Source organism: Microbacterium sp. UNCCL10, from assembly GCF_000746195.1.
Taxonomy (GTDB): domain Bacteria; phylum Actinomycetota; class Actinomycetes; order Actinomycetales; family Microbacteriaceae; genus Microbacterium; species Microbacterium saccharophilum.
The window spans coordinates 812,720-826,875 of record NZ_JQKT01000007.1; the positions used below are offsets into that span (position 1 = coordinate 812,720).

The 14,156-nt window shown below is 68.5% G+C and carries 16 protein-coding genes and 1 tRNA gene; 13 read left to right on the top strand and 4 right to left on the bottom strand.

All coding sequences use genetic code 11. The annotated features are described in order from the left end of the window. The first annotated feature begins 180 nt into the window (after positions 1 to 180). The 4 genes from BR85_RS04090 (at position 181) to BR85_RS04105 (ending at position 4,328) form a co-directional block, all read left to right on the top strand. The gene (locus tag BR85_RS04090; protein WP_028495378.1) at positions 181 to 960 is read left to right on the top strand and encodes a DeoR/GlpR family DNA-binding transcription regulator; all 780 of its coding nucleotides are present in this window, start codon (positions 181 to 183) and stop codon (positions 958 to 960) included. Further along, positions 957 to 1,907: a 1-phosphofructokinase family hexose kinase gene (locus BR85_RS04095; protein ID WP_028495379.1), complete on the top strand. Its 951-nt coding sequence runs from the start codon at positions 957 to 959 to the stop codon at positions 1,905 to 1,907. The genes BR85_RS04090 and BR85_RS04095 overlap by 4 nt, the downstream gene beginning before the upstream one ends. 64 nt (positions 1,908 to 1,971) lie before the next feature. Next, positions 1,972 to 4,038, top strand: a complete 2,067-nt coding sequence (locus BR85_RS04100; protein ID WP_028495380.1) for a PTS fructose transporter subunit IIABC — start codon at positions 1,972 to 1,974, stop codon at positions 4,036 to 4,038. 17 nt (positions 4,039 to 4,055) lie between these two features. Further along, positions 4,056 to 4,328 (top strand): HPr family phosphocarrier protein, encoded by a 273-nt coding sequence (locus BR85_RS04105; RefSeq protein WP_028495381.1) that lies wholly within the window; start codon positions 4,056 to 4,058, stop codon positions 4,326 to 4,328. A gap of 74 nt (positions 4,329 to 4,402) precedes the next feature. Here the strand turns inward: BR85_RS04105 and BR85_RS04110 are convergent, their stop codons facing one another. After that, a complete protein-coding gene (locus BR85_RS04110; protein WP_028495382.1) occupies positions 4,403 to 5,041 on the bottom strand; it encodes an MBL fold metallo-hydrolase in 639 nt (212 codons plus the stop codon). Between the two features lie 98 nt (positions 5,042 to 5,139). Between BR85_RS04110 and BR85_RS04115 the strand changes: the two genes are divergently transcribed. Beyond that, a tRNA-Glu gene (locus tag BR85_RS04115) sits at positions 5,140 to 5,215 on the top strand. A 255-nt stretch (positions 5,216 to 5,470) separates the two neighbouring features. Here BR85_RS04115 and BR85_RS04120 read toward each other — a convergent pair. The 3 genes from BR85_RS04120 to cmtR form a co-directional block, all read right to left on the bottom strand. Beyond that, entirely contained in the window at positions 5,471 to 6,598 is a 1,128-nt protein-coding gene (locus BR85_RS04120; RefSeq protein WP_028495383.1) for a site-specific integrase, read from the bottom strand. 97 nt (positions 6,599 to 6,695) lie between these two features. Beyond that, on the bottom strand, positions 6,696 to 7,352 hold the full coding sequence (locus BR85_RS04125) for a cation diffusion facilitator family transporter (protein WP_028495384.1): 657 nt from the start codon (positions 7,350 to 7,352) through the stop codon (positions 6,696 to 6,698). After that, a complete protein-coding gene (cmtR, locus tag BR85_RS04130; protein WP_028495385.1) occupies positions 7,349 to 7,702 on the bottom strand; it encodes a Cd(II)/Pb(II)-sensing metalloregulatory transcriptional regulator CmtR in 354 nt (117 codons plus the stop codon). Before cmtR ends, BR85_RS04125 begins: the two co-directional genes overlap by 4 nt. Positions 7,703 to 7,928: 226 nt before the next feature. On the opposite strand from cmtR, the gene BR85_RS04135 reads away from it, so the two are divergent. The 8 genes from BR85_RS04135 to BR85_RS14840 all read left to right on the top strand — a co-directional run bounded on the left by BR85_RS04135 (position 7,929) and on the right by BR85_RS14840 (position 14,133). Further along, positions 7,929 to 8,333: a four-helix bundle copper-binding protein gene (locus tag BR85_RS04135; RefSeq protein WP_028495386.1), complete on the top strand. Its 405-nt coding sequence runs from the start codon at positions 7,929 to 7,931 to the stop codon at positions 8,331 to 8,333. 33 nt (positions 8,334 to 8,366) lie between these two features. Next, positions 8,367 to 8,984 carry a DUF305 domain-containing protein gene (locus BR85_RS04140; RefSeq protein ID WP_028495387.1) on the top strand — a complete coding sequence of 206 codons (618 nt, stop codon included), beginning with the start codon at positions 8,367 to 8,369 and terminating at the stop codon, positions 8,982 to 8,984. Positions 8,985 to 9,113: 129 nt separating this feature from the next. Beyond that, on the top strand, positions 9,114 to 9,395 hold the full coding sequence (locus BR85_RS04145) for a metal-sensitive transcriptional regulator (protein ID WP_028495388.1): 282 nt from the start codon (positions 9,114 to 9,116) through the stop codon (positions 9,393 to 9,395). 31 nt (positions 9,396 to 9,426) lie between these two features. Continuing rightward, positions 9,427 to 9,753 (top strand): heavy-metal-associated domain-containing protein, encoded by a 327-nt coding sequence (locus tag BR85_RS04150; RefSeq protein ID WP_028495389.1) that lies wholly within the window; start codon positions 9,427 to 9,429, stop codon positions 9,751 to 9,753. After that, positions 9,750 to 12,023 (top strand): heavy metal translocating P-type ATPase, encoded by a 2,274-nt coding sequence (locus tag BR85_RS04155; protein ID WP_036272218.1) that lies wholly within the window; start codon positions 9,750 to 9,752, stop codon positions 12,021 to 12,023. The genes BR85_RS04150 and BR85_RS04155 overlap by 4 nt, the downstream gene beginning before the upstream one ends. Before the next feature lie 71 nt (positions 12,024 to 12,094). Then, a complete protein-coding gene (locus tag BR85_RS04160; protein ID WP_231478563.1) occupies positions 12,095 to 12,511 on the top strand; it encodes a DUF6153 family protein in 417 nt (138 codons plus the stop codon). Between the two features lie 90 nt (positions 12,512 to 12,601). Beyond that, positions 12,602 to 13,195, top strand: coding sequence for a DUF305 domain-containing protein (locus tag BR85_RS04165; protein WP_028495391.1), 594 nt, complete (start codon positions 12,602 to 12,604; stop codon positions 13,193 to 13,195). A gap of 56 nt (positions 13,196 to 13,251) precedes the next feature. Beyond that, positions 13,252 to 14,133 carry a WD40/YVTN/BNR-like repeat-containing protein gene (locus BR85_RS14840; RefSeq protein WP_051526139.1) on the top strand — a complete coding sequence of 294 codons (882 nt, stop codon included), beginning with the start codon at positions 13,252 to 13,254 and terminating at the stop codon, positions 14,131 to 14,133. Positions 14,134 to 14,156 lie beyond the last annotated feature (23 nt).

Below are 14,156 nucleotides of genomic sequence, written 5' to 3' on the forward strand. Positions count from 1 at the left end.
CAGTGACACTCAGTCTCACATTCAGAGAGCCTCCGTATCTTGTAGGCATCCTACAAACGCCTGCGCGCGTTCCTCGGCGCTGCGACGGCGCCGGCCGTTCGGGTTTGCGCACTGCCAACTGAAACAACATTGCGAAGAGTTGGCAGTGTGTTGTACTGTGTTGCCGATCGGGAGGTCATCTTGTACGCAATGGAGCGCCAGCAGCTCATCGAGCAGCTCATCGTCGCGGACGGTCGGGTCGCCGTCGTGGAGCTTGCCGAACGGTTCGCCGTCACGACCGAGACGGTCCGACGCGATCTGGCCCTCCTCGAGGAGCGCGGAGTCCTCCAGCGCGTGCACGGCGGCGCCGTCGTGGCGTCGCGCACCAGCACGATCGAGCCGTCCCTCGCAGAGCGATCGGAACGCCGCAGCGCGGCGAAGGAGGCCATCGCACGCCGCGCCCTGGACGCCCTGGCCTCCGGCGCCACCGGCTCGGTGTACCTCGACGCAGGGACGACCACCGCGGCGGTCGCCCGGCTCCTCGCGGGCCGACCCTCCGGGCGCCCCCTCGAGGTCGTCACGCACGCCATGACGATCGGACACGTCCTCGCCGGTGCCGCGGGCGTGAATCTCACCGCCATCGGCGGCCGGGTCCGGGGGCTCACCGCTGCCGCCGTCGGGGCCCAGACGGTCGCCGCCATCGGGCACCTCCGACCGGACGTCGCCTTTCTCGGCGCCAACGGGATCTCCGCGGACTTCGGCGTGAGCACCCCCGATCCGGACGAGGCCGCGGTCAAGCGCGCCATCGTCGCCTCCGCGCGCCGCGTGGTCCTCGTCGCCGACGCCGACAAGCTCGACGCAGAGCTCCTCGTCTCCTTCGCCGCCCTCGACGAGATCGACGTCCTCGTGACGGACGCCGCGCCGTCCACGGCGCTGGCGGCTGCGCTGGACGAGGCGGGAACGGAGGTGTGGCTCGCATGATCGTCACACTGACCGCCAATCCGTCCCTCGACCGCACGATCACGCTCGCCGAGCCGCTGCAGCGCGGTGCCGTGCAGGCGGCGCTGTCAGCCCGGGAGGATGCCGGCGGCAAAGGCATCAATGTGACCCGCGTCGTGCACGCCGCGGGCGTGGAGAGCCTCGCGGTCCTGCCGCTGGATGCGGAGGACCCGTTCGCCTCCGCCCTCCGGCACACCGGCATCCCGGTGCTCCCGGTGGACACGGCGGGCGTGGCGCGCGCCAACGTCACGATCACCGACCCGGCGGGGGAGACCACGAAGCTGAACCTCCCCGGGTCCGTGCTGTCCGCGGAGGACGCCGGCCGGCTCGTCGCCGCGGTCACCCGCGCGGCGGAGGGCGCCGAGTGGGTCGTCCTGGCCGGTTCCCTGCCCCCCGGCCTCCCCGATGACTTCTACGTGACCGTCATCCGCGCCGTGCGTGCGCGGTGGGGCGAGCGCGCACCGCGGATCGCCGTCGACACGTCCGGCCCCGCGCTGCGCGCCGTCGTCGACGGCGGCGCCCCCGACCTCATCAAGCCGAACGACGAGGAGCTCGTCGAGCTCACCGGCGGCCACCTCGACCCATCGGCCGACCTGGCCGACGCGGTGCACACGCTGGCTCGCACCCTCGTGCCCGAGCGGGTCGCCGCGGCCTTCGTGACCCTCGGCGGCGCCGGCGCGGTGCTCGTCGACGCGACCGGCGCCTGGCACGGCGCTCCGCCGCCCACCCGCGTCCGCAGCACCGTCGGGGCGGGGGACAGCTCGCTCGCCGGGTTCCTCCTCGCGCACGTCACCGGCGCCGGATCCGAGGAGTGCGTGCGCTCCGGCATCCGCTACGGCTCGGCCGCCGCCGCGCTCCCCGGCACGCAGGCACCCACCCCCGCAGACCTGCCCGCCGGCGACGTGCCGGTGCGGGCGCTCACTCCTTGACGGCGCGCGGCCGCGCGACGACACCCATCGACCTGGACAACGACAACGACCACTGGAGGTCACCGTGGCAGAGACCATCACGCCGGCACTCGTCAGCCTCGACGAGTCGCTCGGCGACGACAAGCGCGCCGTCATCGGCGCCCTCGCGGCCCGCGTCGCGGCGGAGGGGCGGGCCACCGACGGTGCCGCCCTCGCCGAGGACGCGTGGGCGCGCGAGCAGAAGGACGAGACCGGGCTCCCGGGCGGCATCGCCATCCCGCACGCCAAGAGCGCCGCGGTGACGCAGGCCAGCCTCGCGTTCGCGCGGCTGAAGCCCGGTGTCGCCTTCGGAGCACCGGACGGACCGGCCGACCTCGTGTTCCTCATCGCGGCGCCGGACACGGCGGCCGAGGAGCACCTCGCCGTCCTGTCCACACTCGCCCGGAGCCTCATGCGCGAGGACTTCCTCGCCGGCCTCCGCGCCGCGACGACCCCCGATGAGGTCGTCGCGATCGTCCGGGGCGCGATCTCGGACGTCCCGGCCGCCCCGGCATCCGCCGCGGTGTCTGCGACGACATCCGCCCCCGCGACCGTCCCGGACGGCTCGACGATCGACGGCCGGCCGGCGCGCATCGTCGCGGTGACCTCGTGCGCGACCGGCATCGCGCACACCTTCATGGCCGCCGATGCCCTCACCGCCGCGGGCGCTGCCGCCGGCGTCGACCTCGCCGTCGAGCCGCAGGGCTCCAGCGGCTACCAGGCGCTGCCGCAGCAGGTCATCGACGATGCGGATGCCGTCATCTTCGCCACCGACGTGGACGTCCGCGAGCTCGGGCGCTTCGCGGGCAAGCCCGTCGTCCGCTCCGGCGTCAAGCGGGGGATCGAGCAGCCCCGCCAGCTCATCGCGGAAGCCGTCGCGGCCGCGGCCGACCCGGCCGCCGCCCGGGTGAACGCCGGCGGCGCGACCACGGGGACGAGTACGACCTCCTCGGCGCAGCTGTCCTGGGGAGCGCGCATCCAGCGCATCCTCCTCACGGGCGTCAGCTACATGATCCCGTTCGTCGCCGGCGGCGGCCTGCTCATCGCCCTCGGGTTCCTCCTGGGCGGCTACCGCGTCACCGACGATGCAGCGAAGGTCATCATCGACAACTCGCTGTGGAACCTGCCGACCGAGAACATCACGTCCGACCTGGGGCCGCTCGGCCAGTACCTCGGCTCCGTCGCGTTCATGATCGGCGCCACGTCCATGGGCTTCCTCGTCGCCGCCCTCGCCGGCTACATCGCGTTCGCGATCGCCGACCGGCCGGGCATCGCGCCGGGCTTCGTGGCGGGCGCCATCGCCGTCACCATGAACGCGGGCTTCATCGGCGGCATCATCGGCGGGCTCCTCGCGGGCGTCGTCGCGTGGTGGCTCGGCAGCCTGTCTGTGCCGCGGTGGCTGCGCGGGCTCATGCCCGTCGTGATCATCCCGCTCGTCGGGTCGATCGTGGCATCCGGCCTCATGATCCTCTTCCTCGGCCGTCCGATCGCGACCCTCATGACCTGGCTCACGGACGGCCTCACGGCGCTCACCCAGAGCGGGGCCGGCGTCATCGGCGTCGGGGTGATCCTCGGCCTCATGATGTGCTTCGACCTCGGCGGTCCCGTCAACAAGGTCGCCTACGTCTTCGCCACGACCGGCCTCGCTGCGGGATCGGACGCCAACACAGCGCCCTACCTCATCATGGCGGCGGTCATGTGCGCCGGCATGGTGCCCCCGCTCGCCCTCGCGCTCGCCTCGACGGTTCTGGCGCGACCGCTGTTCACTCCCGTGGAGCGGGAGAACGGCAAGGCGGCGTGGCTGCTGGGCGCCGCCTTCATCAGCGAGGGCGCCATCCCGTTCGCCGCTGCCGACCCGTTGCGCGTCATCCCGGCCTCGATGGTCGGCGGTGCCGTCACGGGGGCGCTCAGCATGTGGTTCGGCGTCACGAGCTTCGCCCCGCACGGCGGCATCTTCGTCCTCTTCGCGATCGGCCCGGTGTGGGGTTTCCTGGTCGCGCTCGTGGCGGGTACGGTCGTTTCAGCGGTCCTGATCGTCGTGCTCAAGAAGTTCGTCGGCCACAGGAACCCCATCCAGGCCGAGGCAGCCGTCGTCGCCCCGGTCGCGGCATAACCGAACAGGAGAACGACATGGCAGAACGTACCGCCACCATCGCGAGCAGCTCGGGCCTGCACGCCCGCCCGGCGAAGCTCTTCGTCCAGAAGGTGCAGGAGACCGGCGTCCCGGTCACCATCGCCGTCCCGGGCGGTGCCGACCTCAACGCGGGCAGCATCCTGAGCCTCATGGGCCTGGGCGCCACGCAGGGCACCGTTGTGACCCTGAAGGCGGAGGGCGACGGCGCGGAGGCGGCTCTCGACACGCTCGCCGCCTTCCTCGAGGTCGACCACGACGCCGAGGCCTGAACCGAGCCACGCACCGACGACGGATGCCGCGGAGCCCTGAGGGCCCGCGGCATCCGTCGTTTTCGGTCGGGAGGTCAGAGGTCGACGGATTCGCCCGGGTCGAGCGCGACGAACTCGCCGCCGTCCTGCTCCGTCGCCCAGCGCAGGCGCTGCCGGCCCATCTCCCGCCCGACCTGCGACAGCGTCATGTCGTGCGTGCCGAACGCGCGGCGCGGTGCCACGGCGAGGACGAAGTCCATGGCCTCGCCGATCTTCAGCCAGGGAGCTCCGACCGGCGCGGCGAGGAGCCGCACGTCCCGTCCTTCCGGCACGGCGTAGGAGTCGCCGGGGTAGTAGAACTCGTCGTTCACGAGCACGCCGACGTTGTCCACGATCGGGATGGTCTCATGGATGACGGCGTGCCGCCCCCCGAAGAACTCCATTGTGAACGGCTCCAGTTCGACCGTCTCCCCGGGGGAGACGCTGATGACGTCGAAGCCGGCGGCGGCAGCCGCGACGCCGGCCGGCCCGTAGATGGGGGTGCCGGGCGCCGCCTTCAGCAGCCGGTCGAGGTGCTCGGGCGTCCAGTGGTCGGGGTGCTCGTGCGTGAGGACGATCCCGATGAGATCCTGCAGGTCCGCCAGAGGCAGTGTGAAGGATCCGGGGTCGACGATGAGGGTCTTCCCCTCGCGTTCGAGGCGGAGGCAGGCGTGTTCGTGCTTGGTGACGCGCATGCCCCCAGTCAACGCGTCCGGAGGGCGTGGAGGCAAGCTCGGGCCTCGATTTGGCCGAGGCGCGGACGGCATGGCATAATCGAACGGTTGCGTGAAACGGCCCCATCGTATAGCGGCCTAGTACGCCGCCCTCTCACGGCGGTAACGCGGGTTCGAATCCCGCTGGGGTCACCAACGAAAACCCCCGGTTATCCGGGGGTTTTCGTCATTCTCGGAGGACGTCCATGTGGGTGATGTTCGGATCTGCCCACATTTTGCCCACGGATCCCAGAGTCGTTGCCTGCAGATGGTCGGCTGGAAACGCGGATTTCGGGGCGTCTTTGCAGGCTTTTGACCATCACTCCGTCTCGCCTTGAGGTCCCGAGGCGCAGCGATCGCACTCTGTCAGGCCGTGCTCGCCGGGGCGATGAGGCTCAAAGCGGGGTTTGTCTACTCGGTCTCAGCCACAGCGTAGAAGTCGCCGACAGTCGTCTGGAGAGCAGCCGCGTTGAGCGAGACCGCGACGGCATCGAGATCCTCCTCGAACAGGTCGGCGTACACGTCGAGGGTAACGCTGGCCTTGGCATGGCCGAGCATTCGCTGCACCGCTTTGACGTTCGCTCCGGCTGAGATCGCCAGAGACGCCGCCGTGTGGCGCAACTCGTGCGGAGTCAGGCCTGTCAACCCGATACTGGCAGCCGCGTCGTTGAACCAGCCGAGGCGAAAGACCGCGTTGCGCAACCACGTACCCGTGCGCTGACCGTAGAAGACCGGTGAGTGGGGGGACCGGCCGGCGATCTGGCGGGCGAGGTGCGGGCGGAGGAAAGCAGGAATGGGAATCGACCGGTGCTCGTAGTCCTTCGGCGCCTCCTCCCTCTGGTGGCCCTTCACCATGACGACCGTGGCCTCTACGTTGAGTCGGCTGCGTTCCAGGTCGACGTCCTTCACACGCAATCCCGACGCTTCGCCCCAACGGAGTCCGCAGTATGCCAGTACAAGCACGAGGATGTCGTAGCCCAGCTCGGCGCCGTTCGGTTGTCGGCCCACAGCTTGCGCGAGTGCTCCGACCTCGGCATGGCTGAGGTACCGCTTACGCTTCTGCACCGTCCTCGCCAGCCGCAGGGTCGCGGCGGGGTTATGAGACAGACGGCCATCCTCAACGGCGAGTTGAAGTGCGCCCGATAGCACGAGGACGATCTTGCGGACCGTGGCAGGTTCGCCAGGCAGCGTGGACGCCCATTGCTGCACCCCCAGTCGGGTCACGTCGCTGAGTGGCAGATGTCCAAGCTTCGGATTGACGTGCTTAGCGATGATCCCCTCGATGCGATCTCGGGTGGTCGCCCGCACGTCGGTGCGCGACGAGAGCCAGATTGCCATCCACTGCTCGACCGTGACGCGCGCCCTACCCGGATCGATGTAGCCGCCGCGAGCCTTGTCTAATTCGACTGACGCCAGAAAGAGTTCGGCCTCGCGCTTTGTTCGGAAGCCGCGCTTGTCCGTCTGGGTCTGGTCGGGCTTGCGGTATCGCACGCGGTACCGGCGGCCCTGCGCCGAATCGTATGGGGATATGCTGCCCATGCTCGAGAGTGTAGACAGGCCACCCGACATCGCCTCCGTCCGGAGTCAGGCCATCGTGGTGAGCGCGAGTCGCTGCGCGCGGGCGAGAATCGCGGGATTACGCGGATCCTCGGCCATCCTCTTTCATCTCACTGAGGACCTCGAAGGGAGACTCGATGTCTCCGCGCCACGCTTCGATGCCTTCACGGACGGCGAGGGCTGCGACGACGAGCGCGGCGACAGAGTCGGCCCACCACCATCCGAGAAGGCTGTTCAGAATCAGACCGATGAATACGGCGCCGGAGAGGTAGACACAGAGCAGTAGCTGCTTCGCGTCGGCGAGCACGCTCTTGGATCCGAGTTCTCGACCTGTGCGCGTTTCGTACCAGGCGAGCGCTGGCATCACCAGCAGGCTCAACGCGGTGATCCCGAGGCCGAGCGGACTGTGCTCGGGGGCGTCTCTCGAGACGAGGCTCAGGATCGCGTCGATGGTGACGTAGCCCGCGAGGGCGAAGAACGCGAGCCCGATCGCGCGAACCGTGGCCTTCTCCCACCGCTCCGGATCCTTCCGGGTGAACTGCCACGCCACCGCGACGGCCGAGAGCACTTCGACGACAGAGTCCAAACCGAACCCGATGAGAGCGGCAGAAGAGGCGAGCACACCCGCCCAGATCGCGATGACCGCCTCGAGCACGTTGTAGGTGATCGTAAAGGCAACGATGAACCGCACACGGCGATGCAGCCGCTCCCGTCGCTCAGGCGTGAGCGTCGTCACGGCGCGACCTCGCAGCAGCCGGGAACCGTGCAGGATGCGTCCACGCACGGCGCGCTCTCATCGACCGCCAAGGTGACATCCACGAGAGCGGTGAGCGCGACGGTCAGATGGCCATCAGCAATCTCGTAGCGAGTCTGACGCCCCTCGGGCTCGGCGATCACGATGCCGCAGTCGCGAAGGCAGGTGAGGTGGTTGGAGACATTAGACCGCGATAGTTCCAGTTCGCGAGCGAGTACAGCCGGATAGCTCGGGCCGCCGAGTAGGGTCATCAGAATCCGCGATCGTGTCGGGTCGGCCATTGCCCGTCCCAGTCGATTCATGACATCCAGGCGATTCGCGATAGTCAGCACTCGATGACTATACAGTGCTTACTGTACCGACGGCGGATCTTCGCCAGGGGCCCAACGAGCACACGCATGGCGCCCATCTCATCCGCGAGGTTGCGCCGGTGACACAACCCCGCGGCCGTCGCTTATTGCGGGTACCGTACCCCGGTTGACTATGCAAGGCCCTTACTGTGCGCGTTGCGAGCGGCTTACGTTACCGGCGTTCAAACCCCTTCGAAAGGACACGGCCATGACGGTCACCGAGGACATGCTGCGCACCTACCCGAAGAGTCTCGGGAATGTTGATGAGAGGGCGCTGGCGCGTTGTATCGACGCGTGTGTGGAGTGCGCGCAGGCCTGCACTGCGTGCGCGGACGCTTGCTTGAGCGAGGAGATGGTCGCGGAGCTGACGAAGTGCATTCGCACCAATCTGGACTGCGCAGACCTGTGCGCGGTCACGGCGCGTGTGCTGTCACGGCACACCGGGTACGACGCGAACATCACCCGCGCGGCCGTGGAAGCGTGCCGATCGGCATGTAGAGCATGCGCAGACGAGTGCGAGCGTCACGCAGACATGCACGAGCACTGCCGTGTGTGCGCGGAATCATGCCGACGCTGCGAGCAGGCCTGTGAGGAACTGCTGCGCAGCCTGTAGAGCGTCAGATCGAGCAAAGAAAGGACGCCTCTGATGTCGAAAACCGATAACGATCAGCACACCCCAGATCACCAACACTCGGAAGACGACAAGCCCCGCACGTCGGGTGCAATGTACCTGCGATTTGCGGCGATGATCCTCACTGCCATGGTCGTCATGTACTGGGTCATGTTCGTGGGCTCATGGGAGTGGAGCCACATCCGCTTCAGTCAGAGCCGGGTGTTCATGGCCGTCACCATGGGCGGCGCCATGGTGCTCGTGATGATCGCCTGGATGCTGAACATGTACAAGAACACCAAGGCGAACATCGCCATCGTCGGCGTCGGTATCCTCCTGATCGCCGGAGGCGCGTTTCTCGATCGCAGCCAGATCACCGTCGGCGACACCTCGTTCATGAACGCAATGATCCCGCACCACTCCCTCGCCATCACCCGATCCGAGCGCGCACAGATACAAGACGTGCGAGTCTGCGAGCTGGCCGTCGAGATCATCGAGGCGCAGAAACGGGAGATCCTCCTGATGGACTGGCTTATCGACGACATTCAAACCAACGGGCCGGCAACCACCCCGGAAGAGGCAGCCTCGCGAGCCGCGCCAAGCTTCTCCGGACAAGCAGACCGAAGCTGCGCGAACGAGGCCACCACCGAGTAGTTCAGGACTGTCCGCCGCCGGACGCGCGGGTCCTTCCCGCTGACGGGCGTGCGTGAGACATTCCTCGGCCCCTGCGCGCTAAGCGTGACATAGCGCCCTCTATACCCTAGGGGGGTATAGTATGTAGTCATGAACGGGTATGCGGGCAACAAGGATGATCTGCTTAAGCGGCTGAGCCGGGCCGAAGGGCAGGTGCGCGGCATCGCGCGAATGGTCGACAACGACAAGTACTGCATCGACATCCTCACCCAGGTATCGGCGGCGACGAGCGCGCTGGAGACGGTCGCGTTGTCGCTGCTGGCGGATCATCTGTCCCACTGCGTCGCTGAGGCTGCAGCTGAAGGCGGCCCGGTCGCCGAAGAGAAGATCCGAGAAGCGAACGAGGCGATCGCTCGCCTTGTCCGCTCCTGACGTCTACCCCTGAACCGAAAGGACACACATCATGACCACGAACGAGCGCACTGACCTGGGCCTGATCGACTCCGCCGCCGGATGCAGCTGCTGCGCCGCGGCATCCGTCCCCGACAAGCAGCCCGCGGCATCTACGATCACCGAAGAACTGCTGGTTGAGGGGATGACCTGCTCGCACTGCGTGATGAGCGTCACCGAGGAGATCTCCGCGATCGACGGTGTCGACAACGTCTCGGTCGACCTGAACGCCGGCGGCACCTCACGGGTCACGATCCACAGCGCCGCGCCGATCGATGCCGCACGCGTGCGAGCCGCGGTGGAGGAGGCGGGGTACGCCCTCGCCGGCACACCCGCATGAGCACCGTCGATGTGGACCTCGATATCTCGGGGATGACCTGCGCATCCTGCGCGACCCGGATCGAGCGCAAGCTCAACAAGATCCCGGGGGTGGAGGCGACGGTCAATTACGCGACCGAGAAGGCGCGCGTGCACGCCGACGGCGTGGAGACGGCGCAGCTGATCGCGGCGGTCGAATCCGCCGGCTACTCCGCGGCGCTTCCCGCGCCGATCATCGATGAGTCCGCATCGGCCGCAACACCTGCCGACGACGTCGAGCTGGTTACCCTGCGCCGCCGGCTGCTGATCAGCACGGCCCTGGCCGTGCCGGTCGCGCTGGTGTCGATGATCCCGGTGCTGCAGTTCACGAACTGGCAGTGGCTCGCGCTGACCCTGACCGCGCCGGTCGCGGTGTGGGGCGCCTGGCCGTTCCACCGTGCCGCGTTCGTGAATGCCCGCCACGGCGCCGCCACCATGGACACGCTGATCAGCCTCGGGGTGATCGCCGCATTCGGTTGGTCGCTGTACGCGCTGTTCTTCGGGATGGCGGGGATGCCGGGCATGCACATGACCTTCACCCTCTTCGGCAGCCCGGAAGCGGGAAGCGGGGAGATCTACCTGGAAGTCGCCGCCCTCGTCACGGTGTTCATCCTGGCCGGCCGGTACGCCGAAGCCCGGGCGAAGAAGTCCTCCTCCGAGGCGTTGCGCGCCCTGCTCGAACTCGGCGCCAAGGACGCCACGCGCCTCGTCGGCGGGGTGGAGCAGCGTGTTCCGGTCGCACAGCTTGCCGTCGGGGACCGGGTGCTGGTGCGCCCCGGCGAGAAGATCCCCTCGGACGGGCTCGTCGTCGACGGCGCCTCGGCGATCGACGCCAGCATGCTGACCGGGGAATCCGTGCCGGTCGAGGTCACCGTCGGATCCCGCGTCGTGGGCGCCACCGTGAACGTTGGCGGACGCCTGATCGTCGAGATCACGAGGGTCGGGGCGGACACGGAGCTGGCGCGGATGCAGCGGCTGATGGATGACGCTCAGACCGGCAAGGCGCGCGTGCAGCGTCTCGCTGACCGGGTCTCGGCCGTGTTCGTTCCGATCGTGATCCTCCTGGCGATCGTCGCTTTCGTCGGGTGGATGCTGGTCGGTGGGTCCGTCGAGGTCGCGTTCACTGCTGCGGTGGCGACGCTGATCATCGCCTGCCCGTGCGCGCTGGGCTTGGCCACTCCGACCGCGCTGCTGGTCGGCACCGGACGCGGGTCACAGCTGGGCATCCTCATTCGTGGGCCGCAGGTGCTTGAGCAGACCCGTCAGGTCGACACGATCGTGCTGGACAAGACCGGAACCATCACCCAGGGCGCGATGACCGTCAACACCGTCTCGGCGGCGCCCGGCGTTACCGATGACGAGTTGCTGCGGATCGCCGCCGGCGCGGAGTGGGGATCCGAACACCCCGTCGCGCGGGCCATCGCGAGCGCTCATGGTGGCGCGGCACCGGTGGCGGAGTCGTTCGCATCGCACGCCGGGTTCGGCGTCCAGGCCGTTCTGGAAGGCTCGCTCGTCGTGGCTGGACGCCCGGAGTGGGTGGAGGACCAGTGGTCCGTTCATCTGCCGATCCGTTTTCGCGGTGAGGCTGAGGTGCTGGAGGCTGCTGGGGGCACGGTGATCGCGGTCGCCCGCGACGGGGACTTCCTCGGCATCGTCGCGGTCTCCGACACCCTCAAGCCCACCAGCGCGGACGCGATCGCCCGATTCCGCGCCCTGGGCCTGCGTCCCGTGCTGCTCACGGGCGACAACGCCGGCGCCGCCGAGCACATCGCGGGGCTGGTCGGCATCGATGAGATTCGGGCTGGGGTCACCCCCGCAGGAAAGCTCGACGCCATCCGGCAGCTGCAATCCGCGGGGCGTGTGGTGGCGATGGTCGGTGACGGTGTGAACGATGCCGCCGCCCTCGCCGCGGCCGACCTCGGCATCGCGATGGGGGGCGGGACGGACGCCGCCATCGCCGCCAGCGACGTAACCATCGCCTCCGGCGATCTCCTGGTTGTCGCGGATGCGATCCGGCTGTCGCGCCGGACGCTGGGCACCATCAAGGGCAACCTGTTCTGGGCGTTCGCGTACAACATCGCCGCGATCCCGATCGCGATGCTCGGCCTGCTCAACCCCCTGGTTGCCGCCGCAGCGATGGCCCTGTCGTCGGTGTTTGTGGTGACCAACAGCCTCCGCCTGCGGCGGTTCCGCCCAGCGTCGGCGCCGACGGTGCCGACCGCACCCGTGGCGCGGGAACCGCAGCACGTTTGAGACCTGGCGGCTGGCGGTTCCACGCCGGCCGCCAGGGACGATTACCCTGAAGGGGAGGAGGTGAGTTCTCGATGATCACTCTCGCGCAGCATCTGCGTCGCGGCCCTTCCGGGCTGGGTCATTCTGTGCTGTTGCTCATCGCCCTCACCGCCGCGCTCATCATCGGGCTGCTCGCCATGCACGCGCTGGCCGCCCCGACAGCCCACGCCGAGCCTGCCGCCGCCGTGTCCGTGCAGGAAGCCGGCGCCGCCCACGGCCACGATGCGCCACCGGCTGACGACGGTTGCCCGGACTGCGGGGGGCATGAAGCCATGCTCGCGATGGCGTGCGTCCTTGCCCTCCTGGTCGTATCGCTGCTTTTCCTCCTGCCCCGCGCTGGCGTCAGCTGGGGTGTCGTGTTCGGCCGGGCCGGACCCCTCATGGTCGCCGGCCGGGCAGCGCTGTCTCGACCACCCTCTCTTCTCGTTCTTTGCATCAGTCGAACGTGATGGCAGCTCGCTGACCCGTTAAGGGCAGCCGAGCTTTCGCGCGCGATCACACCGATCGTGCGCGCCACACAGACGACTGAGGAGAACCACATGAAGAACCGTGCCGCGGCGACCGCCGCGATCACCCTGACCGCCCTGCTCGCCCTCGCTGGCTGCGCCGGCGCCACCGGCAGCGGCGGGATGCCCAACATGCCCGGAATGGGCTCGTCGGCATCCGCATCCCCGGCCGCCGACGTGAACAACGCCGACATGCAGTTCACGATGATGATGATTCCCCATCACGAACAAGCCGTTGAAATGGCCGACATGATCCTCGCCAAGGACGGCATCGACGAGCGCGTCATCACCCTGGCCGAGCAGATCAAGGCCGCCCAAGGCCCGGAGATCGAGCTGATGGAGTCCTGGCTCGATGACTGGGGCACCCCGATGGGGGACATGGACGGAATGGACCACGGAGGGATGATGTCGGACACCGACATGCAAGCCCTCCAGGACGCCACCGGTGCGGAGGCCTCCCGCCTCTTCCTGGAGCAGATGATCGTCCACCACGAAGGCGCGATCGACATGGCGCAGACCGAAGTCGAGAACGGCCAGAACGCCGACGTGATCGCCCTCGCAGAGGCCATCATCGCCTCACAGACCACCGAGATCACCACGATGGAGGAGATTCTCGCGACACTCTGACCGTCAGGGGCCGGCCGCACCCGACGGCCGACCCCCGACCCAGGGAGACCGCCACCATGAAGACACATACACGCACTCTCGCCGCTTTTGGCCTCGCCACCACGGTTGTCCTGACCGCCGCCGCATGCGCGGCTGTACCCGAGAATGAGACCTCGCTCGATCTCATACCGCACGTCCACGACGTCGCTTTCGACCCGGACGGGGCGGTGCTGGTCGGCGCACACACCGGTGTCTACCGGGTCGACCCGACGACCGACGACACCTCCCTGGTCGGGAAGACCACCTTCGATGCGATGGGACTGACCGTCCACGCGGACACCATCCTCGCGTCCGGCCACCCTGACCCGGCCAACCAGGACCACACCTTCACTGCCCCCAACGTGGGCCTGGTCCGCTACAGCGACGCCGGCTGGGAACAGGTGTCGCTGGCAGGCGTCACCGACTTCCACCTTCTCGCCGCCACCCCCGCCGCCCCCGACTTCCTCCTCGGGCTTCCGTCCGACCGGGCGGTCCTCGCCGCGAGCGGTGATGCCGGGCAGACCTGGGAGGACCTTGGCCCGCTGACGGCACGGGACATCAGCATCGACCCGATGAAAGCCGATGTGGTCACTGCCACCACTCCGGAGGGTCTGATGGTCAGCCGCGACGGCGGCATCACCTTCACCGCGGTCGCCAACGCCCCGGCGCTTCTGGTGATCACGGCCGACCCGACAGCGGAGGAGGGCATCATCGGGGTCGATGCGGACGGCATGATCTGGACCGGAAGCACGACCGAGGGGGCCGTCTGGAAGACCGCCGGGCACGCCACCGGCGCCGCCTCGGCAATCGCGGCCAGCTTCGACGGAGCTGTCGCCATCGCTGACGAGGGCGGAGTGCGCATAACCACCGACGCCGGAAAAACCTGGCGGACTGTCATCAGGACGGACGCTTCACAATGAACCCGACGTCCGCCGATCACCGA

What these genes read in the sequence shown, in the direction of transcription:
- BR85_RS04095 (WP_028495379.1), top strand. Translation starts at nt 957, where the DNA reads ATGATCGTCACACTGACCGCCAATCCGTCCCTCGACCGCACGATCACG.
- BR85_RS04105 (WP_028495381.1), top strand. Translation starts at nt 4,056, where the DNA reads ATGGCAGAACGTACCGCCACCATCGCGAGCAGCTCGGGCCTGCACGCC.
- BR85_RS04110 (WP_028495382.1), bottom strand. Translation starts at nt 5,041, where the DNA reads ATGCGCGTCACCAAGCACGAACACGCCTGCCTCCGCCTCGAACGCGAG.
- BR85_RS04120 (WP_028495383.1), bottom strand. Translation starts at nt 6,598, where the DNA reads ATGGGCAGCATATCCCCATACGATTCGGCGCAGGGCCGCCGGTACCGC.
- BR85_RS04135 (WP_028495386.1), top strand. Translation starts at nt 7,929, where the DNA reads ATGACGGTCACCGAGGACATGCTGCGCACCTACCCGAAGAGTCTCGGG.
- BR85_RS04140 (WP_028495387.1), top strand. Translation starts at nt 8,367, where the DNA reads ATGTCGAAAACCGATAACGATCAGCACACCCCAGATCACCAACACTCG.
- BR85_RS04145 (WP_028495388.1), top strand. Translation starts at nt 9,114, where the DNA reads ATGAACGGGTATGCGGGCAACAAGGATGATCTGCTTAAGCGGCTGAGC.
- BR85_RS04150 (WP_028495389.1), top strand. Translation starts at nt 9,427, where the DNA reads ATGACCACGAACGAGCGCACTGACCTGGGCCTGATCGACTCCGCCGCC.
- BR85_RS04155 (WP_036272218.1), top strand. Translation starts at nt 9,750, where the DNA reads ATGAGCACCGTCGATGTGGACCTCGATATCTCGGGGATGACCTGCGCA.
- BR85_RS04160 (WP_231478563.1), top strand. Translation starts at nt 12,095, where the DNA reads ATGATCACTCTCGCGCAGCATCTGCGTCGCGGCCCTTCCGGGCTGGGT.
- BR85_RS04165 (WP_028495391.1), top strand. Translation starts at nt 12,602, where the DNA reads ATGAAGAACCGTGCCGCGGCGACCGCCGCGATCACCCTGACCGCCCTG.
- BR85_RS14840 (WP_051526139.1), top strand. Translation starts at nt 13,252, where the DNA reads ATGAAGACACATACACGCACTCTCGCCGCTTTTGGCCTCGCCACCACG.